This window comes from Isoptericola sp. NPDC055063 (assembly GCF_053608125.1).
This window is the reverse complement of the sequence record NZ_JBSGUW010000023.1, coordinates 3311-25910: the sequence shown is the minus strand read 5'-3', so window position 1 is coordinate 25910 and position 22600 is coordinate 3311. Positions and strand designations below refer to the sequence as shown.

Here is a 22600-nt window from a genome sequence, read left to right as displayed (position 1 = left end):
ACGCTTCGAGGGAACCCTCTTTTTCCACTCTTTAACCTCCACCCCTCCCCCCCCCCCCCCTCCGCGGGAGGGGGAGGTCCTGTCAGGCGTTGCCGTCGAACAGGCTCGTCACGGAGCCGTCGTCGAAGACCTCGCGGATCGCGCGCGCGACGAGCGGCGCGATGGACAGCACGGTGAGCTTCTCGAACCGCTTGTCGGCCGAGATCGGCAGCGTGTCGGTGACGACCACCTCGGCGGCGCCGCACTCCTGCAGGCGCTGCGCGGCCGGGTCGGACAGCACGCCGTGCGTCGCGGCGACGGTCACGGACCGGGCGCCGGCCTCCATGACCACCTTGACGGCCTCGGCGATGGTGCCGCCGGTGTCGATGAGGTCGTCGACGAGCACGCAGTCGCGGCCCTCGACCTCGCCGACGACGCGGTTCGCGACGGCCTGGTTCGGGCGCGTGACGTCGCGCGTCTTGTGCACGAAGGCGAGCGGGCAGCCGCCCAGCTTGGCCGCCCACTGCTCGGCGACGCGGATGCGGCCGGCGTCCGGCGACACCACGGCCACGTTGGACAGGTCCACGCGGGTGCGGACGTAGTCGACGAGGACGGGCATGGCCCACAGGTGGTCCACCGGGCCGTCGAAGAAGCCCTGGATCTGCGGCGTGTGCAGGTCGACGCTCAGGATGCGGTCGGCGCCCGCGGTCTTGAGCATGTCGGCGACGAGGCGGGCCGAGATCGGCTCGCGCCCGCGGCTCTTCTTGTCCTGGCGGGCGTAGGCGTAGAAGGGCGCCACGACCGTCACGGAGCGGGCGGACCCGCGCTTCGCGGCGTCCACCATGAGCAGCTGCTCCATGAGCCACTGGTTCACCGGGGCGGTGTGGCTCTGCAGCAGGAAGATGTCGGTGCCGCGGACCGACTCGCTGAAGCGCACGTACGTCTCGCTGTTCGCGAAGTCGTACGCCGAGACCGGGAGCAGCTCGATCCCGAGCTCCTTGGCCACGGCCTCCGCGAGCTCCGGGTGCGCCCGTCCGGAGGCGAGGACCAGGGTGCGCTCTCCGGTTCCGGGGATGAAGTTGTTCATCGCTGCGTGCTTCCTTCGGTCGGGTCGGAACTGTCGACGGCGGGGCTGGTGGGGGCCGGGGCGGCCTGGTCGGGGGCGGGCACCACGGGGATGGCGCCGGTGAGGGCATTGTGCGCGGCGAGCTGCTCCTGCGCCTGCGCACCGAGCTGCCCGGCCGACGCCCCGGTGCGGGCGCGCGCGGCGGCCGCGGCGGCCGGCGTCTCGGGCCAGCGCCGCTCGACCCAGCCCTCGACGTTGCGCTGCTGGGCGCGCGCGACGCCGAGCGCGCCGGCGGGCACGTCCTTGATGATCACCGAGCCGGCGGCGGTGTAGGCGCCGTCGCCCACCGTCACCGGGGCGACGAACATCGTGTCGGCGCCCGTCTTGGCGTACGAGCCGATCGTCGTGCGGTGCTTCTTCTGGCCGTCGTAGTTCACGGTGACGGCGGCGGCCCCGATGTTGGTGTGCTCGCCGATCGTCGTGTCGCCGATGTACGACAGGTGCGGCACCTTCGACCCCTCGCCGATCTGGGAGTTCTTCGTCTCGACGAACGTGCCGATCTTGCCCTTCGTGCCCAGCTCGGTACCGGGTCGCAGGTAGGCGAACGGGCCCACGGACGCGTTCTCGCCGATGACGGACAGCGACCCGTGCGTGCGCACGACCGTCGCGCCCGGCCCCACCTCCACGTCGGTCAGCGTGGTGTCGGGGCCGATCGTCGCGCCGGTCTCGACCTTCGTGGCCCCGTGCAGCTGCGTGCCGGGCAGCAGCGTCACGTCCGGCGCAAGCTCGACGTCCACGTCCACCCAGGTGGACGCGGGGTCGACGACGGTGACGCCGGCCTGCATCCACTCGGTGAGCACGCGGCGGTTGAGCTCGGCGCCGAGGGCGGCGAGCTGGACGCGGTCGTTGACGCCCTCGACCAGCATCGGGTCGTCGCTGAGCACGGCGCGCACGGCCCCGCCCTCGGCCCGCGCGGACGCGACGACGTCGGTGAGGTAGACCTCGCCCTGCGCGTTGTCCGTGCCGAGCCCGGCCAGGCCGCCCCGCAGCACCGCGGCGTCGAAGACGAAGACGGAGCTGTTGATCTCGCGGATCTCGCGCTGCTCGGGCGTCGCGTCCTTGTGCTCCACGATCGCCAGCACGTCGCCCGAGCCGGGCTCGCGCACGATGCGGCCGTAGCCGGTGGCGTCGGCGACCTCGGTCGTGAGGATGGTGACGGCGTTGCCGTCCGCGTGGTGCGCCGCGAGGAGCTGCCCCAGCGTGGCGCCGTCGAGCAGCGGGATGTCGCTGGCCAGGACGACGACGGACCCGGCCAGGCCGTCGCCCAGCGGGTGGTCCCCACCGTTCGCGTGGTCGTCGTGCAGGTCGTCGGCGTGCGCCAGCGCGGCCGCGCGGCCCGCGTGGGCGCGGGCGTCGAGGACATCGAGGGCGCACTGGACGGCGCGGCCGGTGCCGTAGATCTCGTCCTGGTCGACGACGAGCGCCGCGGGGTCGGCGGCGAGCGCGGCCCCTGCGACCAGCTCCCGCTCGTGCCGCACGACGACGGCCACCTGTTCCGGGTCGAGCTCGCGCGCCGCAGCGAGCGCGTGGCCGAGCAGTGTGCGCCCGCCGATGCTGTGCAGCATCTTCGGTGTCGCGGACTTCATGCGTGTCCCCTGCCCCGCGGCGAGGACGACCACGGCCGCTGGTCTCGGGGTGGAGGGTGCCTCGGTCGAACCTGCGGCGGTCGAGCCTGTCGAGACCACGAGTGCTCCGTCTCTCTCGGGGTGTGCTTCGTCGGTGGTGCACGCGCTCCGCCCCCAGGACTCGAACCTGGACCAAAGGCACCAAAAACCTCTGTGCTGCCGATTACACCAAGGCGGATCGGGCCCCGGGCCGGTGCACGCGGGAGGCGCGGCACCGTCGGGCGTCCGTCCTCAGTCTGCCAGGTCCGCAGGACCGCCCTCGCCGCTCGCCCGGCTCTCCGGCGACCCGATGCCGTGGCGCGCGCCACATCCCGCGGCCGCCCCCGCGTCAGCGCGGCGTCGCCCCCGCGCCGTCCGGACCGCCGCCCGGACCACCGTCGCGGCCGCCGTCGCGGCCGTCGTCGGGGGCGTCGTCGGGGGCGCGCGGGAGCGTCAGCGCGAGCTCGAACCCGTCGGCGACGTGCGCCGCGGTGACGGACCCGCCGTGGGCCTCGACGATGCCCCGCACGATGGCGAGCCCGAGCCCCGCGCCGTGCCCCGCGCCCACGGCCTCGTCGGTGGTGCGGGCCGCGCTGGCGCGCCACCCGACGTCGAACAGGTGGCCCAGGTCCGCGGCGTCCACGCCGCTGCCGTGGTCGAGCACGCTGAGCACCAGGTGCTCGTCGTCGCTGACGTGGGCGGAGACCACGACGTCGCTGCCCGCCGGCGCGTGGCGCACCGCGTTGGCGAGCAGGTTCCCGACCGCCCGGGTCAGCTCGCGCGGGTCCGCCCACAGCAGGTGGCCCTCGATGCCGGCCTGGACCACGCGCACGCCCCGGCCCTCCGCGGCGGGCTGGACGTCGACCACGGCGTCGGAGACGACGTCGAGCAGGACGACGAGCTCGCGCTGCAGCCGCAGCGTCCCGCTCTGCAGGGTGGAGAGCTCGAACAGGTCGTCGACCATCGCCGTCAGCGTGTCGACCCTCGACCGGATGGCCCGCACGTACTCGTCCGGGTCGGGCGCGACGCCGTCGTCCAGCGCCTCCGTCATCGCGCGGATGCCGGCGAGCGGCGTGCGCAGGTCGTGGGAGATCCAGGCGAAGAACTGCCGGCGCGCGGCATCGAGGTTGTCGATCTCGGCGCGCGCCGCGGCCAGGCGGGTCGAGGTGTCCACGAGCCGGGCGTGCAGCTCGTCGAACTCCCGCCAGCCCGCCGGCGCGGGTTCCAGGACCGCGCCGTCGGCGATCCGCCGGGCGGACTCGGTCAGCGTCCCCACGGACCGGCGCACCGCGCGCGCGGTCGTGAGCCACGCGGCGACGAGGCTCAGCACCGTCGACACGACCACCACCGTGCTCAGCACGACGAGGTCGTGCGCGGAGATGAACATCTCGACCATCACCGCGACCACCGACGCGACGATCGACGCGACCGCCGCGCCGATCACCACCGCGAACTGCGAGGCGACCGACCCGCGTCGGTTCCAGCGCAGCACCAGGAGCGCCACGGCCGTCACCACCACGGTGCACGCCGCCGTCGTCAGGACGATGAGGCCGACGTCCGCGGGCCCGAGCATGCCGTCGAAGACGCCGCTCATCGAGCCTCCCCCCGCGGGGTGAACCGGTAGCCCACGCCCCACTCGGTGCGCAGGTAGACCGGGTAGCGGGGCTCCGGCTCGATCTTCTCCCGCAGGCGCCGCACGTGGACGGTGACGGTCGACGCGTCCCCGAAGCTCCAGCCCCACACCTCGCCCAGGAGGGCGTCGCGGGCGAGCACCTCGTCGGGGTGCTGCACGCAGTACAGGAGCAGCTCGTACTCCCGCGTGGTCAGCGCCACCTCGTCCCCACCCCGCCACACCCGGCGGTGCCCGGGGTCCACCCGGAAGTCCCCGACGGCGAACACGGCCGCCGGCGACGCCGGCGCGCGCCGCCGCAGCTGCGCGTCCACCCGCAGCCGCAGCTCCTTGAGGGCGAACGGCTTGGTGACGTAGTCGTCGGCGCCGCGCTCCAGCCCGGCGATCCGCTGCTCGACGGCGCCCAGCGCGGTGAGCATGATGACCGGCAGGTCGGACACCCGGCGCACGTCCCGGCACAGGTCGTCCCCCGTCACCCCCGGCAGCATCCGGTCCACGACCAGCACGTCCGGGAGGTCGGCGCGCAGCGCGTCGCGCGCCGCCGTGCCGTCGCTGTACAGGGCGACGTCGTACCCGCCCGCGCGCAGGTAGTCGCCCACGACGGTGCGCACCGTCGCGTCGTCCTCCACGACCATCACCCGCGGCCTGCTGCTGCCCATGCACAGCACGGTACGCAGTCGCGGCCCGGGGCCCGGTGGTCCTTACGGAACTGCAAGACCGCCCGCCCGGGTGCCGGCGCGGTGGTTGCCTCGTCGTCGTACCCACCCCCGAGACGAACAGGACACCCCTCATGCGTGCGAAGGCACTCGCCACCACCGGGCTCGTCGCCCTGGCCCTGACCCTCACCGCCTGCGGCGCCGACGACGCCGGATCCGGCGACGCCATGACCCCCGACGCCACCCGGTCCATGCAGTCCGACGACATGGCCTCCGACGACATGGCGACCGACGACATGTCGTCCGCGGACCCCATGGCCCAGCACGGCACGTTCGCCGGCATGAACGGCAAGGCGGTCGAGGGCATGGTCATGATCGAGGGCGACACCGTGACCCTGTCCGGCTTCTCCTCCGACGAGGGGCCCGACCTGCACCTGTACCTCGCGAAGGGCACCGACGAGGCCGCCGTCTCCGCGGGCACCGAGCTGGGGGAGGTCGCCTTCGACGAGGCCTCCCAGACGTTCACGCTCGACGGCCTCGAGGGCATGGACCCCGCGGACTTCACGGACGTCGTCGTGCACTGCGACAAGGCGAAGGCCGTGTTCGGCGCGGCCACGCTGATGTGACGGCCGCCGTGCCCCGCGACGCGACCACCACCTCCGCGCGCGTCGCCCCGGCCCTCGCCGGGGCGGCCCGCGTGGCCCTCGGCGCGCTGTGGCTGCACGAGGGCTTCGTGAAGTACCGCGCCGGCTTCGGGGCCGCCGACATCGGGCTCGTCGTCGACGGCGCGGCGTCCAACCCCCGCGTCCCGGGCTTCTTCCAGGCCTTCGCGGACGCGGTGCTGGGCTCGGCTCCCGGGCTGTTCGGCGCGGCGATGCCGCTGCTCGAGACGGTGCTGGGCGCGGCCCTGCTCCTCGGGGTGCTCGCGCGGTCCGCGGCGGGCGTGTCCGTCGTCGTCCTCGCCTCGTACTGGCTCGCCGACCTGCTGGTCTGGCAGTACCCCGTGATGGTGCTGCTGTCCGCCATGGTGCTGGCGTTCCCGGCGGCCGCCTCCGCGTGGTCGCTGCCGTCGCTGCGCACCGTCCTCGCGTCCCGGCGGCGCGCCCAGGCACAATGACCCCATGCCCACCGACTCCCGAGCGCCCAAGCGTCCGCCGCGCGCACGGATGACGGCGAGCCAGCGGCGCGAGCAGCTGCTCGAGGTCAGCCGCGGCCTGTTCGCCGAGAAGGGGTTCGACGGCACCAGCGTCGAGGAGATCGCCGCCCGCGCGGAGGTGTCCAAGCCCGTCGTCTACGAGCACTTCGGCGGCAAGGAGGGCATCTACGCCGTTGTCGTCGACCGCGAGGTGCGCGCCCTCACCGACGCGCTGACCGGCGCGCTGGAGGAGGGCGGGCACCCCAAGGTGCTGGTGGAGCGGACGGCGCTGGCCCTGCTCGGGTACATCGAGGCGTCGGAGGACGGCTTCCGCATCCTCGTGCGCGACTCCCCCGTGGCCCAGGCCACCGGCACGTTCTCGTCGCTCATCGGCGACGTCGCGACGCTGGTCGAGCACATCCTCGGCGACCAGTTCAAGGCCAACGGCCTGGACCCGAAGGCGGCGCCCCTGTACGCGCAGATGCTCGTCGGGATGGTCGCCCTCACGGGCCAGTACTGGCTGGACGCGCGCAGCCCGAAGAAGGCCGAGGTGGCCGCGCACCTGGTCAACCTCGCCTGGAACGGCCTGTCCGGGATGGAGCGCAAGCCTCAGCTGACGAAGTCCCGCTGACCCCCGACCTGTCAGGACCACGCGCAGGTTGCGGTGCACGTGGCCCTGACAGCTCCCGGGCCCGACCGGTCACTTGCCGTCGAGGTAGCCGTTCGCGTTGATGACGTACTTGGTCGCGGCGCCTGCGTCGAACTCGGCGTACCCCTGCGGGGCCTGGTCGAGCGTGATGGCCTTCGCGTTGACGTTCTTCGCGATCTGCACGCGGTCGTGCAGGATCGCCTGCATCAGCCCCCGGTGGTACTTCATCACCGGGCACTGGCCGGTGGTGAACGCCAGCGACTTGGCCCACCCCGTCCCGAGGCTGAGGGACAGCGCGCCCTTCTGCGCGGCCTCGTCGATCCCGCCCGGGTCGCCCGTGACGTACAGCCCCGGGATGCCCAGCGCGCCGCCCGCCGCCGTGAGGTCCATGAGGTCGTTGAGGACGGTCGCCGGTGCCTCCTTCGCCCCGGCGCCGTGCCCCTTGGCCTCGAAGCCGACGGCGTCGATGCCGCAGTCCACCTCGGGCACGCCGAGGATCTGCTCGATCTGCTCGGCCGGCCCGCCCTTGGTGAGGTCAACGGCCTCGCAGCCGAACGACCGCGCCTGCGCCAGCCGGCCGGAGTTCATGTCGCCGACGATGACGACCGCCGCCCCGAGCAGCAGCGCGCCCGTCGCGGCGGCGAGCCCCACCGGCCCGGCCCCCGCGACGTACACGGTGGAGCCGACCTCCACGCCCGCGGTCACCGCCCCGTGGAAGCCGGTCGGGAAGATGTCGGACAGCATCGTCAGGTCCATGATCTTCTCGAGCGCCTGGTCGCGGTCCGGGAACCGCAGCACGTTCCAGTCCGCGTACGGCACCAGCACGTAGTTCGCCTGCCCGCCGACCCAGCCGCCCATGTCGACGTACCCGTACGCGCTGCCCGGGCGGTCCGGGTTCACGTTCAGGCAGATGCCGGTCTTGCGCTCCTTGCAGTTCTTGCAGCGCCCGCACGCGATGTTGAACGGCACGGAGACGATGTCGCCCACCTTGACGAACTCGACGTCCGGCCCCGTCTCCACCACCTCGCCGGTGATCTCGTGCCCCAGCACGAGGTCCTTCGGGGCGGTCGTGCGCCCCCGGACCATGTGCTGGTCCGAACCGCAGATGTTCGTCGCGACGGTCTTGACGATCACGCCGTGCGGCACCTTGCGGCCGACGTTCGCCGGGTTCACCCCGGGGCCGTCCTTGAGCTCGAACGTCGGGTAGTCGATGTCGATGACCTCGACCTCGCCCGGCCCCTTGTACGCGACCGCGCGGTTGGTGTCTGCCATGGTGCTCCTCCTTGAACACGCCCGGCCCGGTCTGAGCCGGTCCCCCGACCGTAGGCCCGGTCGGGTGGTCTCGGCAGGTCGGGCCGGTTCGTCGGGCGGGCTGCCGTTGTGCCCGGCCCCCGGGTCTGCTAGGCCTGCGGGTATGACCCGCGTCACCGTCCGACGCCGCGTCAGGCGCGTCACCATCGGCGGGCGCACCGCGCGCCGCGAGGACCTGCTCGCCGGCGAGGAGCCCCTGGAGATCCGCGTGGGCGGTCGGTCGCTGGCGGTCACGATGCGCACGCCCGGCCACGACGTCGAGCTCGCGACCGGCTTCCTCGTCTCCGAGGGCGTGGTGACCGACGGGGCGCAGGTCGCGGGGGCGCGGTACTGCGCGCCCGGCCCGGCGGAACCGGGCGAGAACACCTACAACGTGCTCGACGTCGCGCTCGCCGCGGGCGTCGCCCCGCCGGACCCGGCGCTGGCCCGGGAGTTCTTCACCTCCAGCGCGTGCGGGCTGTGCGGGAAGGCGTCGATCGACGCCGTGTTCACGCGCAGCGCCTTCGACGTCGCCGGCGACCCGGTGCGCGTGGACGCCGCGCTGCTCGCCGCCCTGCCCGACCGACTGCGGGCCGCGCAGGACGTGTTCGCCCGGACCGGCGGACTGCACGCCGCGGGCCTGTTCGACGCCGCGACCGGCGAGGCCCTCGTCGTGCGGGAGGACGTGGGCCGGCACAACGCCGTCGACAAGGTGGTCGGGTGGGCGGCCGCCGCCGGGCGCCTGCCGCTGCGCGGCACCGTGCTCGTCGTGTCCGGGCGCGCCAGCTTCGAGCTGACGCAGAAGGCGGTCATGGCGGGCGTGCCGGTGCTCGCGGCGGTCTCCGCGCCGTCGTCCCTCGCGGCCGAGCTGGCCGACGAGGCCGGCCTGACGCTCGTGGGGTTCGTGCGCGACCCCACGCTCGTCGTCTACGCCGGCGAGCACCGGGTGGTCGAGACGCACGAGGACGCCGCGCACCAGGACCAGAGACGCCGGCACCGGAGAGGGGACGCGGCATGACCACGCAGCAGCCCGAGGAGGTCCGGGACGACGGCGAGCCCGTGGGGCCGCAGCCCCGCGAGACGAGGCCCCCGAAGGACTGGGCGGCCGGCGTGCCCGGCATCGTGCACGCCCTCGTCCCGGCGGTGCGCGGGATGGGCGCGAGCCGCACGGCGAAGCTGCTGCTGTCGATGAACCACAAGGACGGCTTCGACTGCATGAGCTGCGCCTGGCCCGACCCGGACCGGCGCAAGCCCGCCGAGTTCTGCGAGAACGGCGCCAAGGCGGTCACGTGGGAGGCGACGCCGCTCGTCGTCGAGCCGGAGTTCTGGGCCGAGCACCCCGTCTCCGACCTGCGCACCCGCACCGAGCACTGGCTGGGGCAGCAGGGCCGGCTGGTGGAGCCCGTGCACAAGGCCGCCGACTCCGACCACTACGTGCCGGTGTCGTGGGACGAGGCGTTCGCGATCCTCGGCGACCGCCTCGGCGGACTCGAGGACCCCGACCAGGCGTCGTTCTACACGAGCGGGCGCACCTCCAACGAGGCCGCGTTCGCCTACCAGCTCTTCGTGCGCGCCTTCGGCACGAACAACCTGCCCGACTGCTCCAACATGTGCCACGAGTCCACGGGTGCCGCGCTGGGCGAGACGATCGGCGTCGGGAAGGCGACGATCACCTACGACGACTTCGCCCTGGCCGACCTCATCGTGATCATGGGGCAGAACCCGGGCACCAACCACCCACGCATGCTCACCGCGCTGGAGGAGGCCAAGCGGAACGGCGCGAGCATCGTCGCCGTGAACCCGCTGCCCGAGGCCGGGCTCATGCGCTACAAGAACCCGCAGACCGCGCGGGGGCTGGCGGGGCGCGGCACCGGGCTCGCCGACCTTTTCCTGCAGATCCGGCTGGGCGGCGACATGGCGCTGCTGCAGGCGGTGTCGAAGCGGGTGCTGGAGGCCGAGGCCGCCGCGCCCGGCACGGTGCTGGACCACGCGTTCCTCGCCGAGCGGACGTCGGGGCTCGAGGAGCTGGCCGCGCACCTGGCGGACCTCGACGAGGCCGCCGTCCTCGCCGCGACCGGCCTCACGAGCCGCGAGATCGACGAGCTCGCCGACCGCTACGTGCGGGCGGACAACGTCATCGTCACGTGGGCGATGGGGCTCACGCAGCACGCCAAGGCGGTCCCCACCATCAAGGAGATCGTCAACCTGCTGCTCCTGCGCGGGAACATCGGCCGCCCGGGCGCGGGCGCGTCGCCCATCCGCGGGCACTCCAACGTGCAGGGCGACCGCACCATGGGCATCTGGGAGCAGATGCCGGACGGCTTCCTCGACGCGCTCGACGCCGAGTTCGGCCTCGAGGTCCCCCGCGCGCACGGGCTCGACGCCGTGGGCACCGTGGAGGCGATGGCGGACGGGCGGGTCAAGGCCCTCGTCGCGCTGGGCGGCAACCTGGTCGGCGCGATCTCGGACACCGTCGCGGCGGAGGAGGCAGTCTCGCGCACGGACCTCAGCGTGCAGATCTCCACCAAGCTGAACCGCTCGCACGCCGTCGTCGGGCGCGAGGCGCTGATCCTGCCCACCCTCGGGCGCACGGAGATCGACCGGCAGGCGTCGGGCGAGCAGTTCGTGTCGGTGGAGGACACGGTGTGCGCCGTGCACGCGTCGCGGGGGAAGGTCGACCCGGTGGCGCCCACCCTGCTGTCGGAGGTGTCGATCGTGACCCGCATGGCGCGCGCCGTCCTCGGCCGGCGCCCGGGCGGCCCCGGGCCCGTCGACTGGCTCGCCATGGAGCGCGACTACGACGTGATCCGCGAGCACGTCGCGCGGGTCGTGCCCGGCTGCGAGGGGTACAACGCGAAGATCCGCCGCGAGGGCGGGTTCCGGCTGCCGCACGCCCCGCGCGACTCGCGCACCTTCCCCACCCCCGACGCCCGCGCGCACCTGACCGTCAACGAGCTCGCGCCGGTGGAGTGCCCGCCGGGGCGGCTGCTGCTGCAGACCATCCGGTCCCACGACCAGTTCAACACCACCGTCTACCGCCGCGACGACCGCTACCGCGGCATCAAGGGCGGCCGCGCCGTCGTGCTCGTCAACCCCGAGGACCTCGCCGAGCTGGGCCTCGCGGACGGCGTCACCGTCGACGTGCACGGCGAGTACCACGACGGCGTCGACCGGGTGCTGCGCGGCCAGCGGGTCGTCGCCTACCCGACGGCGCGCGGGTGCGCCGCCGCCTACTTCCCGGAGGCGAACGTCCTCGTGCCCCTGGGCGCCACCGCCGAGACCAGCCGAACCCCTGTCTCCAAGGCCGTCGTCGTCCGCCTCGATCCCGTCTGACGCCGAGGTGGTCCGCATCCCCGCGAGGTAGTTCCAGCCCTGCTGAGGTAGTTCCAGCCCTGCCGAGGTAGTTCAGCTCCCCGCGAGGTAGTCCGGATCTGCGCGAGGTAGTGGTCCGGTCCACTACCTCGCGCAGATCCGGACAACTTCGGCACGAGATCACACGTGTCAAGATTCTTGACGTCGAGAGACCGGCGTAGTCTCGGCGCATGGATGTGGAGGCACGGTCCGACGAGGTCGACCGGATCGTCGACGCGTGGCGCCGCGAGCGCCCGGACCTGGACGTCGAGCCGCTGACGGTCTTCTCCCGGGTCAGCCGGCTGGCCCGGCACCTGGATCGCGCGCGCCGCGGCGCGTTCGCGCGGCACGACCTGGAGACGTGGGAGTTCGACGTCCTGTCCGCGCTGCGCCGCGCGGGCGAGCCGTACCGGCTGTCGCCCGGCGTGCTCGTGGCGCAGACGCTCGTCACCAGCGGCACCATGACCAACCGCATCGACCGCCTCGAGGGGCGCGGGCTGGTGGAGCGGCACCGCGCGCCGTCCGACCGGCGCGGCGTGCTCGTGCAGCTCACCGCCGCGGGGCGGCAGCGGGTGGACGCGGCGATGAGCGACCTGCTCGACGTCGAGGCCCGCGTCCTGGACGCGCTGCCCGCCGCGGTGCGCCCGCAGCTCGCCGCGCTGCTGCGCACCGTCGTCGCCCAGTTCGACGACTGACGCCGTGCCGACCAGCGATCCCGTGACCCCCCGGTGACCCGGCACCCCTCCCCCGCCGCCGGGCGCGACGACGGCGCCCGCACCGGGCTGCTGCTCGGTGCGCTGCTGCTGGTGGCGCTCAACCTGCGGGCCCCGATCACGTCGCTGCCGCCGGTGGTCGACCAGGTCGCGGCGGGGCTGGGGCTCACCTCGACCGGTGCGGGGCTGCTCACGTCCGTGCCGGTGCTGTGCTTCGCGCTGTGCACGCCGCTGGCGTCGGTGCTGGTGGCCCGCCTCGGCCCCGAGCTGGCGCTCGGCGCGGCGTTGGCGGGCATCCTCGCGGGCACCGTCGTGCGCTCGGCCGGGTCGGTGCCCGCCGCGCTCGTGGGCACGGCCGTGCTGGGCATCGCCATCTCGATCGGCAACGTGGCCGTGCCGGTGGTCATCACGCGGGACTTCCGGCGCCGGGCCGCGGCCGTGACCGGCGCGTACAGCGCGATGATGAACCTCGGCTCCACGTTCACCACCATGCTGACGGTGCCGCTGGCCGTGGCGTTCGGCTGGCAGTGGGCGCTGGCCGGCTGGGGCGTGCTGGCCGTGGCGGCGCTGGTCGCGTGGGTGCCGGCGGGCCGTGCCCTGGCCGCCCGCGGCGAGGCGGGGGTGCCGGCGTCGGCGCGCCGGTCCCGGCCGCCGTCCGCGCGGGCGGAGCTCACGGCCCTCGCCCCCGGCGCCCGGCGCGACGTGCGGCGGCTCGTCGTGCTGCTGTCGGTCGCGTTCGCGGGGCAGGCGAGCGGGTACTACGCGGTCACGGCGTGGCTGCCGGAGATCCTGCACGACCGGCTCGGCATGACGGCGGCCGGCGCGGGCGGGGCGGCCGCGCCGTTCCAGCTCTGCGCGGTGGCGGGGTCGTTCCTCGTCCCGGCCGGCCTGGCGCGCGGGCTGTCCGCGCGGCAGGTGGCCGCCGTCCTGTCGGTGATGTGGCTGTCGCTGCCCGTGGGTCTGCTGCTCGCGCCCGACCTCTGGCTGCTGTGGGTCGGCCTCGCCGGCGCCGCGCAGGGCGGCAACTTCACGGCGATCTTCACGCTCGTCGCGCAGCGCAGCCCGGGCATCGCCGTGGCCCGGCGCGCGTCGGCGGTCGTGCAGACAGCGGGCTACGCGTGCGCCGCGCTCGCCCCCACCGCGCTCGGCGCCGTGCACGAGGCCACGGGCGCGTGGACGGCCCCGCTGCTGGTCGTCGCCGCGCTGCTGGCCGTCATGGCCGCGGCGATGTGGGTGGCGTCGGCCCGGCGAGCGTGACGGCCAGCGCCCCGAGCGCCTTGAGGGTCTCCTCCGCCTGCGCCTCGTCGTAGCCGCGCGTGCAGACGGCGACGACGAGGGCGCCCGGCCCGGGCTCGCCGACGAACGCGACGTCGTGCCGGATGCCGTCCACCCAGCCGGACTTCGACCCGCACGGCACGCCGTCGGGGACGGCCGCGGTGAGCTGCCGTTCCGTCTGGCGGGCCAGCAGCCCGAGCATCCACGCCGTCTGCTCGGGCCCCGCGAGGCGCCCGGTGACCACGGCGGACATCAGCGCGGCCAGGTCGCCGGCGGTCGTGCGGTGGGAGTCGCCGCGCGCCTCGGCGGCGAGGTCGCTGTACTTGCGCCCGACGACGCTGCGGGTGGCGCCCGCGTCGGCCAGCGCCCGGTTCGCGGCGTCGAGGCCCACGAGCTCGATGACGATGTTGGTGGCCTCGTTGGACGACACGACGATCATCCGGTCGACCACCTGGCCCACCGGCACGAGGGTGCCGGGCGCGGGCATCCCGGGGTCGAGGTCGTCCGGCTCGATGCGGTAGTCCGGGGCGCCGGGCACCTGCGAGCGGAACGTGTCGGTGCTGGCCACCTCCTGCTCCACCGTCAGGGCCCCGTCCTCCAGCGCCCGCGCGGCGGCGACCAGCACGGCGAGCTTGACGGTGGACGCGGCGTAGAACGGCGCGTCGGCGTCGCGCTCGGCGAGCACCTCGCCGCCCGCGCGCCGCACCTGGTACGCGACGACGGGGACGCCGTCGGAGTGCGTGCCCGTGGAGACCATCACCGCACCCCCGCCTCGTTGTGAGCGGGATCTTGGCCCCGTTCCCCGGCGTGTCGAGGGCGTGTCTCCCGCCCACAACGGTCGCGGACGACGGCGGCGAAGGCGGCGGACAGCGCCCGCGCCTGCCGCTCGTTCTCGGGCGCCCGCTCCAGGCCCGCGGCGAGCAGCTCGTCCCGGTCGAAGCCGAGCGCGGCCAGCTCGTCGGCGTCCCACGACCCGATGCGCTCGGGCGCGGCCTCCGGGTGGAACTGCAGGCCCCACGCCACGTCGCCCACGCGGAACGCCTGGACCCCGCACGCGTCGCTCGTCGCGAGGTGCACGGCCTCGGGCGGGAGCCCCGTGATCGAGTCCACGTGGCTCTCGATCATCCGCACCTCGCCGCCGTCGGCCAGCGCGCCGAGGGGTCCGAGCAGCGCGTCGTCGGCCGCGTCGTCGAGGAGGCGCACGGGGCACAGCCCCTTCTCCGTCTCCCCCGACCGGCCCGTGACGGTGCCGCCCGTGACGTGCGCGAGGACCTGCCCGCCGAGGCAGATGCCCAGCACCGGCACGCCGGCCGCCAGCGCCTCGGCCACGAGCGCCCGCTCGTGCGGCAGCCACGGCGCGCGCTCGTCCTCGTCGGGCAGCAGCCCGCCGCCCAGCAGCACGAGGCCGTGCACGGCGCCGTCGGCATCGGTGCCGCGGAGCGTCGGGACCTGCTCCGCAAGGTCCGCGCCCTGCACGACGACGGCGGCGGCGCCGTCCTCCTCCAGCCAGGCGGGCAGGCGCCCCGGCCCGCTGTGCGGGGAGTTCTGGACGAGGACGACGGTCGGTCGGCGGTCTGGCACGGGTCAGCGCTCCTTGCTCTCGAGGACGGGGCTGTCGGGCGCGGTCTCGGGGACTGTCTCGGCCGCCCGGGGGCGGACGACGGCGCGGGCGGTGTCGGGGTCGAGCGTCGCCTCGGGGTCGATGTCGGCGTTCGCGTCGGCGTCGGGATCGGCGTCCGCGTCGGGCGTCTCCGCGGGCTCGGACTCGTCCGGCGCGGGCCGCCCGCCGAGCGCGGCGGCCTCCTGGGCGAAGTGGCACGCGGCCGCGTGCACCCCGGTCCCGGCGTCTCGTCGCCCGAGCGGCACCAGCACCGGGTCCTCGGTGCGGCACCGCTCGGGGACGGCCTCCGGCCCGTCGCCGCCCACGCCCTGCTCGGCGGCGAGCCGGCGGGCGAGCCAGCACCGCGTGTGGAAGCGGCAGCCGGACGGCGGGTCGGCGGGAGAGGGCGGGTCGCCCTCCAGCATCAGGTCGCCCTGCGCGGGCCGGGCCGTCGGGTCGGGCACCGGCACCGCCGACAGCAGAGCGCGCGTGTAGGGGTGGTGGGCGTCGCCGTACACGGCGGGGCCGTCGCCCTCCTCGACGACGCGGCCCAGGTACATCACCGCGACCTCGTCGGCGATGTGCTGCACGACGGCCAGGTCGTGCGCGATGAACAGGTACGACAGCCCCAGCTCGTCCTGCAGGTCCTCCAGCAGGTTGATGACCTGCCCCTGCACGGACACGTCGAGCGCCGAGACGGGCTCGTCGCACACGAGCACCCGGGGCTTGACGGCGAGCGCCCGCGCGATGCCGACGCGCTGGCGCTGCCCGCCGGAGAACTGGTGCGGGTAGCGGTGCATGTGGTCCGGGTCCAGGCCCACCAGCTCGAACAGCTCGGCGACGGCGCGCCGCCGGCCGCCGCGCGGGACGGCGTCGCGGTGGATGCGGAACGGCTCGGCCACGATCTCGCCCACGGACATGCGCGGGTTGAGCGACGTGTACGGGTCCTGGAACACCATCTGCACGGACCGGCGCAGCTCGCGGCGGGCCGCGCGCGACATCCGCGACACGTCCTCGCCGTCCACCAGCACCTGCCCGCGCGTCGGCTTCTCGATGCCGACCAGCACGCGCGCCAGCGTGGACTTGCCGGACCCGGACTCGCCCACCAGGCCCAGCGTGCGGCCGCGCCGCAGCGTGAGGGACACGCCGTCCACGGCCTGCACGTGGCCGGTGGTCCGCTTGATGACGACGCCCTGGCGCACCGGGTACGACTTGGCGAGGTCACGCACCTCGAGCACGACGTCGGAGGCGCCGGAGGGGGCGGCCGCGAGGGCCGCGGGGACGGGCTCAGGCACGGACGCCTCCCAGGAGCTCGGTGGCGAAGTGGCAGGCCGACGACCGCCCGGGGGCGACGTCGTCGAGGCGCGGCACGTCGGTGCGGCACACGTCGCGGGACATGTCGCAGCGCGGGTGGAACGGGCAGCCCGACGGGACGCGGCCGGGAGCGGGCGGGCGGCCCGGCACCACGGGCAGCCGGCCGCCGCCGGCACGGTCGCCGCCGGCGTCGAGGCGGGGCACCGAGCGCAGCAGCGCCCGCGTGTACGGGTGCGCGGGCGCGGCGTACAGGTCACGCACCGGCGCGTGCTCCACCGCACGCCCCGCGTACATCACGGTGACGTCGTCGGCGACGCCGGCCACGACGCCCAGGTCGTGCGTGATGAGCACCAGGCCCATCTGCCGCTCCGCCTGGATCTCCGCCAGCAGCCGCAGCACCTGCGCCTGCACGGTGACGTCGAGGGCCGTCGTCGGCTCGTCCGCGATGAGCACGTCCGGGTCGAGCGCGAGGGCCGACGCGATCATCACGCGCTGCCGCATGCCGCCCGAGAACTGGTGCGGGTACTCGTCCACGCGCTGCCCCGCGTTCGGCACCTTCACGAGGTCGAGCAGCTCGACCGCACGGCGGCGCGCGTCCCGCTTCGAGCTCCCCGTGCGGGCCCGCAGCGACTCCGCGAGCTGGTAGCCCACCGTGTGCACCGGGTTGAGGGCCGCGAGCGCGTCCTGGAACACCATCGCGACGTGCGTGCCGTTGTGCCCGCGGTGCTGCGTGGGGGACAGCCCCAGCAGGTCCGTGCCGCGGTACCGAGCCGCCCCGCGCACCACGCGCGCCGTCGGCGGCAGCAGGCCCATCACGGCCAGCGAGCTCACCGACTTGCCGCAGCCCGACTCCCCCACCAGGGCCAGGGTGCGGCCCGCCTCCACCCGGTAGCTGAGGCCGTCGACGGCGCGCACCGCCCCGTCGTCGGAGCGGAACTCGACCGCCAGGTCCTCCACCTCGAGCAGGGTCTCGCCCGCCTCGCGGGCGTCCGTCGTCGTGCCGTCCGTCGTGTGCGTGATGCTCTCCGTCATGTCGGTCACCGGAGCCTCGGGTCGAGGGCGTCGCGCAGCGCGTCACCGAGGACGACGAGCGCGAGCACCGTGAGGATCAGGCACCCGAGCGGGATGAGGAGCAGGTACGGGTACCCGCCGGTCACCCACTCCGCGCCGTTCGTGATCATGATCCCCCAGCTGATCGCCGGGGGCCGGACGCCGATCCCCAGGAACGCCAGCACCGCCTCCGCGCTGATCACCCCCGCGATCGCCGTCGGCACCAGCGCCGTCACCGGGCCGATCGCGTTCGGCAGCACGTGCCGCACCATGACCCGCAGGTCCGAGGCACCCAGCGCGCGCGCCGCCGTCACGTAGTCCAGGTTCTTCGCCTCCAGCACGCTCGCCCGCACGTATCTCGCGTACCCCATCCACCCGAACATCGTGAGGACGACCGCCGGCAGGAGGATGACGTCGAACGACCCGCCGCCCACGTTCACGTTCCGGAACAGGGACAGCAGCAGCAGCGCCGCCAGCAACAGCGGGATCACGAGGAACACCTCGATCGTGCGGGACACCACCGTGTCCACCCAGCCCAGGTAGTACCCCGCGAGCAGGCCGAGCACGACGCCGATGATCACGGACGCGCCCACCACGACGAACGCCAGCAGCAGCGACGGGCGGGCCCCGTGCACCAGCTGCGCCAGCATGTCGCAGCCGTGCACGTCGGTGCCCAGCGGGTGCTCGGCGCCCACGCCCTGCGGCCGGATCTTCGAGTCGCCGATGAGGCAGCGCTGCGGGTCCGTGCTGGTGAACAGCAGGGGGAACGCCGCCATCACGGCGAAGAAGACGACGACCAGCGCCGACACGATCACGTCGGGACGACGGCGCAGCCGGCGCCACGCGTCCCCGCCCAGCGACGCGGCGGCGTCCACCTTCGGCGCGTCGGGGGTCGCAGTAGCAGCAGTGGGCTCAGGCATAACGGATCCTCGGGTCCAGGGCGGCGTAGGCGACGTCGACCACCAGCATCACGACCACCGTCACCGCCGCGAGGATCGTCACCACGCCGAGGACGAGGGCGACGTCCGCGCCGCGGACCGCGCTCCACAGCACCCCGCCCATGCCGTAGATGTTCATCATCCCCTCGGTGATGACGGCGCCCGCGAGCGCCTCCGTGAAGGTCAGCCCCACCGCCGTCACCACCGGGACCGCCGAGTTGCGCATCACGTGGTGCACCACCACGTGCCGCTCGTTCAGCCCCCGCGAGCGCGCCGTGCGCACGTGGTCGCCCGCGTACGACTCCAGCTGGCTCGCCCGCACCAGGCGGATGAACGCCGCCGAGCCCGCCAGGCCCAGCAGGATGCCCGGCACCAGCAGCGTCGCCCACGGATGGTCGTCGTCGAACGACGGCCGGAACCACAGCGCCGGCAAGCTGCTCGCCCCGAACGTGTCCTTCGCCCACCCGTTCAGCGGCACCGCGAACACGTACCGGTACACCAGCAGCAGCACGAAGATCGGGAACGCGTCGATCAGCACCGACGTCAGCCGGATCCCGTGGTCCGACGCCCGGCCCCGCCAGCGCGCCGCCACCGTGCCCAGGCCCATGCCGAGCACGAACCACACGATCGTCACGACGAGGAACAGCTTCAGCGTGTTCGGCGCCGCCGTCGCCACGATGTCCGTGACCTCGCGGCCGCGCAGGTTCGTGCCGAAGTCACCCTGCGCGTACGAGCCCAGCCGCTCCACGAACGGGCCCAGGCACGGGTTGCCCGGCTGGTCGTAGCAGGGGTCGTCGAGGCCGTAGCGGGCCTCCACCGCCGCCAGCTGCGACTTCGTCGGCACGTGGTCGCCGAAGAACGCCAGCGCGGGATTGCCGTTGAGCTGGATCGCGAACGTCGTGAGCAGGTGCAGCACGAACATCACGAGCAGCAGGGTGGCCACGCCCAAGAGGGTGCGGCGGAGGATGTAGCGGCCCATTCACGTTCTCTCTGTTGCCTTGCGGTGGTGCGGCGTGTGTCGCGGGGTGCGGGTGTCGATGTCGCGAGGCGCGCCATCCGCCGCTCGTTCCTCGCGGCTCCCGCCAGGCCCGACCAGCCTCGCGACATCGACACCCGCGCCCCGCTCGTCATGCACCCTCCCGGTGGCCGGTGACCTGGGCCGCGGCCACCGGGAGGGTCGATCTGAGCTGTCAGCCGTTCGTCATGTCGCCGGTTGTCAGCCGTTCGTCACGTCGAGGAGGCGGAGCTTGGGCTCGCCGCTGAACGGGTCGAGGACGACGTTCGAGACGTTCTCGCTGTAGTACGTGGTGTTCTGGGCCACGAAGAGCGGGATCGTCGGGAAGTCGGCGGCGAGGATCTTCTCCGCCTCCTGGTACTTGGCGACCGCGTCGTCGAGCGTCGGGGCCTCGTCGCCGGCCTTGATGGCCGCCTCGAAGTCCGCGCTGTAGTAGCCGAACTCCACGTTGCCGTTCTTGGCGTCGCCGCTGGCGTACACCGGGGCCAGGTAGTTCTCGTTCAGCGGGTAGTCCGGGAACCAGTTGGCGCGGAACGGGCCGGAGAAGTCGCGCGCCGAGCGGCGGGCGAAGTAGTCCTCCGTGGGGTCCAGCTCGTACGGGATGCCGAGCGTCTCCTGGATGGAGTCGCCGACCGCCTTGAACAGGGCCTGCTCCGTCTCGTCCTGGCCCAGGTGGATCGTCAGCTTCTCGCCGTCGGGCCAGCCGCCCGCCTTCGCGAGCGCCGCCTTGGCGGCGTCCGGGTCGAAGGTGCAGAACTCGCAGGTGCCGCCCGTGCCTCCTGGCACGACGTCCGGCACGACCCAGCTGTCGGCCGGGATGCGCTGGCCGGGCAGCAGGGCGTCGATGATGCCCTGCCGGTCGATCGCCTGCGAGATCGCCTGGCGGAACTCGACCTTCGTCCACGGGCCGTCCTTGTAGAGCGGGAAGCCGAGGTAGGTGAGCGCGGCGCCCGGGCCCTCGATGTACCGCTCCTGCAGGTCGGGGTCGTTCGCGGCCGCCGCGGTCTCCGCCGGCGGCGGGGTCGCGAAGTCGAGGTTGCCGGCCTGGAAGTCCGGCCAGTTGTCCTCGCCCGTGTACTCGGTCCACTCGATGGCGCCGTACTTCGGGGTCTCCTTCAGCGTGTAGTCCTCCCACCGCTTCGCGGTGAGGTTCACGCCCTGGTCCCACTTCTCCACCTGGAACGGGCCGTTGCCGATCGGCTGCACGGCGCACGCGTCGATGTCGTCGAGGCAGGCCTGCGCGATCGGGAAGAAGCCGGTGTAGCCGAGCATCGTCGAGAACCCGGCGAACGGGCCGGTCAGCGTGACCTCGAGCGTCTGCGGGTCCACGACCTTGAGGCCGGACAGCGTGTCCGCGGACGGCTCCTTCGTGACGTTGCCGTCGTCGTCGGTCTCGCCCTGCATCTCGTCGTAGCCGGCGATGCGCTCGAAGAAGTAGTTGTTCGCCATCGCGTTCGGGCCGTACGCCGCGTAGTTCCAGGCCCGGGCGAACGCGTCCGCGTCGACGGCCTCGCCGTTCTGGAACTTCAGGTCCGGCTTGATCTTGATCGTCCAGACCGTGTTGTCGTCGGACTCGATGCTGTCGGCCACGTAGTTGTACGGCTCCGTGGTCTTCGGGTCGTACCGCACCAGCCCGTCGTAGACGACGTCGAGCACGCTGATGTTGTCGCCGACGTTCGAGTCCATCGGCAGCAGCGTCTCGACGTCCTGGCTCAGCGACAGGTGCAGCGTGGCGTCCGGGTCGCTCCCCCCGCCGTCGCCCCCGCCGCCGTCACCGTCACCGTCGCCGCCCCCGCCGGAACAGCTCGCCAGCACCAGCGCCACCGCTGTCGCCGTGGCTGCCACAGCAGCCCTTCGCCCCATCGTCACCGGCTTCTCCCCACGTCGTGGTCGCTCTAGGCGCCGTTGCCATGCGTGTGTTCACGTCGTCGTGCACGTCGTCGCGCACCGACTCCTCGGGCCCACGACGACGTTGCCGTGGAACATATCGCCATCATGGCCTCCCGTGGTGAAAATCACTGTTAAGGATCAGTAACGATCGACCGCGTGTCGCGCTCGGCTCGCCGCCCGCGCGTCCTCACGGCGGCAGTTCGGGTTCACGGCGGCAGTTCGAACTGCCGCCGCGAGCGTGAACTGCCGCGCTGACGCTGCCCCCAGGCCGAGCCCGTCCACAGCCACCCGTCGGACGGCGGCGTGAGGGCGTGCGCGCGGAGCACGCTCCCGGCCATGAGCGACGACGACCGCGGCCTGCTGATCGCACGGCACCACGACCCCGCCGAGCTGCGACGCGCGACCGCCGCGCGCGAGATCGAGCGCGTGCGCCGGGGTGCCTACCGCGCGTCACGGGCCGGCACGGACGACCCGCACGCCCGTGCCCACGACCACCTCGTCGCCGTCCACCGGCAGCTCGACGCCGAGCACGTGCTCAGCCACGAGTCCGCAGCACTCGCCTGGGGCGTCCCGCTGTGGGAGACGCCGACGACGACGCACGTACTCCAGCGGTCGGGTGCCAGCTCGCGGTCCGCCCTTGACATCACGCGACGACGCGGCCTGCCGGAGCGCTGGGTGGAGCGCGGCGGGCTGCCGATCACCGACCTCGCCCGGACCGTCGTCGACTGCGTGACGACCATGCACCCGCTGGGCGGTCTCGTCGTCGCCGACTGGGCGCTCGGGCACGGCCTGGACCGGGACGATGCGATCGGTCGGCTCGCCGGACGACGGCGCGGCGTACGCCGGGCTCGCCTCGTGCTCGAGCTGGCCGAGGCGCGGGTCGACCCGCCCTGGGAGACCTGGCTGCGATACGTCGCACTGCGTGCAGGCCTCCCGCGACCGCAGACGCAGCTGCAGGTCGACACGCACGCCGGCCGCTTCTTCGTCGACCTCGCCTGGCCCGAGCACCGCGTGCTCGCCGAGTTCGACGGGCGGATCAAGTACCGCGACGGCGCGTTCGGCCCGGCCTACGACGCCGAGCATGCGTTGTTCGACGAGAAGGTGCGCGAGGACGCGATCACGGAGCACCTCGGCGCGCGGCCGCTGCGGTTCGTCGCCCGGGACGCCCGGCGCCCTGACCAGGTCGCGCGACGCCTGCTCGCCAGGTTCCCGGCGCAGGTCCGCCGTGCGGCGCGGCTCAACCCTCTGCTGCCGCCCCCGCCACCGCCCGCGGGCACTCACGGCGGCAGTTCGGGATCGGGGGGGGGGGGCTGAACTACGCCGAGGGGGTACGATGCCGTGCTGAGGGCTCGACGGCGGCGGGCCGGGCAATAGAGGGGGAGACG

The 22600-nt window shown here is 73.8% G+C and carries 20 protein-coding genes and 1 tRNA gene; 8 read left to right on the top strand and 13 right to left on the bottom strand.

Annotation, left to right across the window (positions count from 1 at the left end; translation table 11 throughout):
- Positions 1–82: 82 nt before the first annotated feature.
- The 5 genes from ACWF41_RS21065 to ACWF41_RS21045 all read right to left on the bottom strand — a co-directional run bounded on the left by ACWF41_RS21065 (position 83) and on the right by ACWF41_RS21045 (position 4998).
- On the bottom strand, positions 83–1066 hold the full coding sequence (locus ACWF41_RS21065) for a ribose-phosphate diphosphokinase (RefSeq protein ID WP_380321825.1): 984 nt from the start codon (positions 1064–1066) through the stop codon (positions 83–85).
- On the bottom strand, positions 1063–2691 hold the full coding sequence (gene glmU / locus ACWF41_RS21060; RefSeq protein ID WP_380321822.1) for a bifunctional UDP-N-acetylglucosamine diphosphorylase/glucosamine-1-phosphate N-acetyltransferase GlmU: 1629 nt from the start codon (positions 2689–2691) through the stop codon (positions 1063–1065). Before glmU ends, ACWF41_RS21065 begins: the two co-directional genes overlap by 4 nt.
- Before the next feature lie 145 nt (positions 2692–2836).
- Positions 2837–2908 (bottom strand) — tRNA-Gln (locus tag ACWF41_RS21055).
- A gap of 150 nt (positions 2909–3058) precedes the next feature.
- Entirely contained in the window at positions 3059–4303 is a 1245-nt protein-coding gene (locus ACWF41_RS21050; RefSeq protein ID WP_380321819.1) for a sensor histidine kinase, read from the bottom strand.
- The gene (locus ACWF41_RS21045) at positions 4300–4998 is read right to left on the bottom strand and encodes a response regulator transcription factor (protein ID WP_380321816.1); all 699 of its coding nucleotides are present in this window, start codon (positions 4996–4998) and stop codon (positions 4300–4302) included. Before ACWF41_RS21045 ends, ACWF41_RS21050 begins: the two co-directional genes overlap by 4 nt.
- 131 nt (positions 4999–5129) lie before the next feature.
- Between ACWF41_RS21045 and ACWF41_RS21040 the strand changes: the two genes are divergently transcribed.
- From ACWF41_RS21040 to ACWF41_RS21030, 3 genes are read left to right on the top strand one after another with little or no spacing between them, the layout of a single operon-like run.
- The gene (locus ACWF41_RS21040) at positions 5130–5621 is read left to right on the top strand and encodes a DM13 domain-containing protein (RefSeq protein ID WP_380321813.1); all 492 of its coding nucleotides are present in this window, start codon (positions 5130–5132) and stop codon (positions 5619–5621) included.
- A complete protein-coding gene (locus tag ACWF41_RS21035; protein ID WP_380321810.1) occupies positions 5618–6112 on the top strand; it encodes a hypothetical protein in 495 nt (164 codons plus the stop codon). Before ACWF41_RS21040 ends, ACWF41_RS21035 begins: the two co-directional genes overlap by 4 nt.
- Positions 6113–6161: 49 nt before the next feature.
- Positions 6162–6761 (top strand): TetR/AcrR family transcriptional regulator, encoded by a 600-nt coding sequence (locus ACWF41_RS21030; RefSeq protein ID WP_380321828.1) that lies wholly within the window; start codon positions 6162–6164, stop codon positions 6759–6761.
- Between the two features lie 69 nt (positions 6762–6830).
- Here ACWF41_RS21030 and fdhA read toward each other — a convergent pair whose 3' ends face one another.
- A complete protein-coding gene (gene fdhA / locus ACWF41_RS21025) occupies positions 6831–8051 on the bottom strand; it encodes a formaldehyde dehydrogenase, glutathione-independent (RefSeq protein WP_380321807.1) in 1221 nt (406 codons plus the stop codon).
- A 142-nt stretch (positions 8052–8193) separates the two neighbouring features.
- Between fdhA and fdhD the strand changes: the two genes are divergently transcribed.
- From fdhD to ACWF41_RS21005, 4 genes are all read left to right on the top strand, one after another.
- Positions 8194–9087, top strand: coding sequence for a formate dehydrogenase accessory sulfurtransferase FdhD (fdhD, locus tag ACWF41_RS21020; protein WP_380321804.1), 894 nt, complete (start codon positions 8194–8196; stop codon positions 9085–9087).
- Positions 9084–11402, top strand: a complete 2319-nt coding sequence (locus ACWF41_RS21015) for an FdhF/YdeP family oxidoreductase (RefSeq protein ID WP_380321801.1) — start codon at positions 9084–9086, stop codon at positions 11400–11402. The genes fdhD and ACWF41_RS21015 overlap by 4 nt, the downstream gene beginning before the upstream one ends.
- Positions 11403–11611: 209 nt before the next feature.
- Positions 11612–12115, top strand: coding sequence for a MarR family winged helix-turn-helix transcriptional regulator (locus tag ACWF41_RS21010; protein WP_380321798.1), 504 nt, complete (start codon positions 11612–11614; stop codon positions 12113–12115).
- 33 nt (positions 12116–12148) lie between these two features.
- Positions 12149–13390, top strand: coding sequence for an MFS transporter (locus ACWF41_RS21005; protein WP_380321795.1), 1242 nt, complete (start codon positions 12149–12151; stop codon positions 13388–13390).
- Here the strand turns inward: ACWF41_RS21005 and ACWF41_RS21000 are convergent.
- From ACWF41_RS21000 to ACWF41_RS20970, 7 genes are all read right to left on the bottom strand, one after another.
- Entirely contained in the window at positions 13347–14165 is an 819-nt protein-coding gene (locus ACWF41_RS21000; protein ID WP_380321792.1) for a serine hydrolase, read from the bottom strand. The genes ACWF41_RS21005 and ACWF41_RS21000 overlap by 44 nt on opposite strands.
- Positions 14165–14989 (bottom strand): type 1 glutamine amidotransferase, encoded by an 825-nt coding sequence (locus tag ACWF41_RS20995; RefSeq protein WP_380321789.1) that lies wholly within the window; start codon positions 14987–14989, stop codon positions 14165–14167. The genes ACWF41_RS21000 and ACWF41_RS20995 overlap by 1 nt, the downstream gene beginning before the upstream one ends.
- A 3-nt stretch (positions 14990–14992) precedes the next feature.
- Entirely contained in the window at positions 14993–16303 is a 1311-nt protein-coding gene (locus ACWF41_RS20990; protein WP_380321786.1) for an ABC transporter ATP-binding protein, read from the bottom strand.
- Positions 16296–17354 (bottom strand): ABC transporter ATP-binding protein, encoded by a 1059-nt coding sequence (locus tag ACWF41_RS20985; protein ID WP_380321783.1) that lies wholly within the window; start codon positions 17352–17354, stop codon positions 16296–16298. The genes ACWF41_RS20990 and ACWF41_RS20985 overlap by 8 nt, the downstream gene beginning before the upstream one ends.
- A 5-nt stretch (positions 17355–17359) precedes the next feature.
- Positions 17360–18292, bottom strand: a complete 933-nt coding sequence (locus ACWF41_RS20980) for an ABC transporter permease (RefSeq protein WP_380321780.1) — start codon at positions 18290–18292, stop codon at positions 17360–17362.
- Positions 18285–19253 (bottom strand): ABC transporter permease, encoded by a 969-nt coding sequence (locus ACWF41_RS20975; protein WP_380321776.1) that lies wholly within the window; start codon positions 19251–19253, stop codon positions 18285–18287. The genes ACWF41_RS20980 and ACWF41_RS20975 overlap by 8 nt, the downstream gene beginning before the upstream one ends.
- 273 nt (positions 19254–19526) lie before the next feature.
- A complete protein-coding gene (locus tag ACWF41_RS20970) occupies positions 19527–21170 on the bottom strand; it encodes a peptide ABC transporter substrate-binding protein (RefSeq protein ID WP_380326845.1) in 1644 nt (547 codons plus the stop codon).
- A 381-nt stretch (positions 21171–21551) separates the two neighbouring features.
- Between ACWF41_RS20970 and ACWF41_RS20965 the strand changes: the two genes are divergently transcribed.
- On the top strand, positions 21552–22529 hold the full coding sequence (locus ACWF41_RS20965; protein WP_452183195.1) for a hypothetical protein: 978 nt from the start codon (positions 21552–21554) through the stop codon (positions 22527–22529).
- The last annotated feature ends 71 nt before the right edge of the window (positions 22530–22600 follow it).

Coding starts and splice junctions, on each gene's coding strand:
- ACWF41_RS20965 (WP_452183195.1), top strand. CDS start 21,552: ATGAGCGACGACGACCGCGGCCTGCTGATCGCACGGCACCACGACCCC.
- ACWF41_RS21010 (WP_380321798.1), top strand. CDS start 11,612: ATGGATGTGGAGGCACGGTCCGACGAGGTCGACCGGATCGTCGACGCG.
- ACWF41_RS21030 (WP_380321828.1), top strand. CDS start 6,162: ATGACGGCGAGCCAGCGGCGCGAGCAGCTGCTCGAGGTCAGCCGCGGC.
- fdhD (WP_380321804.1), top strand. CDS start 8,194: ATGACCCGCGTCACCGTCCGACGCCGCGTCAGGCGCGTCACCATCGGC.
- glmU (WP_380321822.1), bottom strand. CDS start 2,691: ATGAAGTCCGCGACACCGAAGATGCTGCACAGCATCGGCGGGCGCACA.
- ACWF41_RS21045 (WP_380321816.1), bottom strand. CDS start 4,998: ATGGGCAGCAGCAGGCCGCGGGTGATGGTCGTGGAGGACGACGCGACG.
- ACWF41_RS21050 (WP_380321819.1), bottom strand. CDS start 4,303: ATGAGCGGCGTCTTCGACGGCATGCTCGGGCCCGCGGACGTCGGCCTC.
- fdhA (WP_380321807.1), bottom strand. CDS start 8,051: ATGGCAGACACCAACCGCGCGGTCGCGTACAAGGGGCCGGGCGAGGTC.
- ACWF41_RS20985 (WP_380321783.1), bottom strand. CDS start 17,354: ATGACGGAGAGCATCACGCACACGACGGACGGCACGACGACGGACGCC.
- ACWF41_RS21015 (WP_380321801.1), top strand. CDS start 9,084: ATGACCACGCAGCAGCCCGAGGAGGTCCGGGACGACGGCGAGCCCGTG.
- ACWF41_RS21040 (WP_380321813.1), top strand. CDS start 5,130: ATGCGTGCGAAGGCACTCGCCACCACCGGGCTCGTCGCCCTGGCCCTG.
- ACWF41_RS21065 (WP_380321825.1), bottom strand. CDS start 1,066: ATGAACAACTTCATCCCCGGAACCGGAGAGCGCACCCTGGTCCTCGCC.
- ACWF41_RS20980 (WP_380321780.1), bottom strand. CDS start 18,292: ATGCCTGAGCCCACTGCTGCTACTGCGACCCCCGACGCGCCGAAGGTG.
- ACWF41_RS21000 (WP_380321792.1), bottom strand. CDS start 14,165: ATGGTCTCCACGGGCACGCACTCCGACGGCGTCCCCGTCGTCGCGTAC.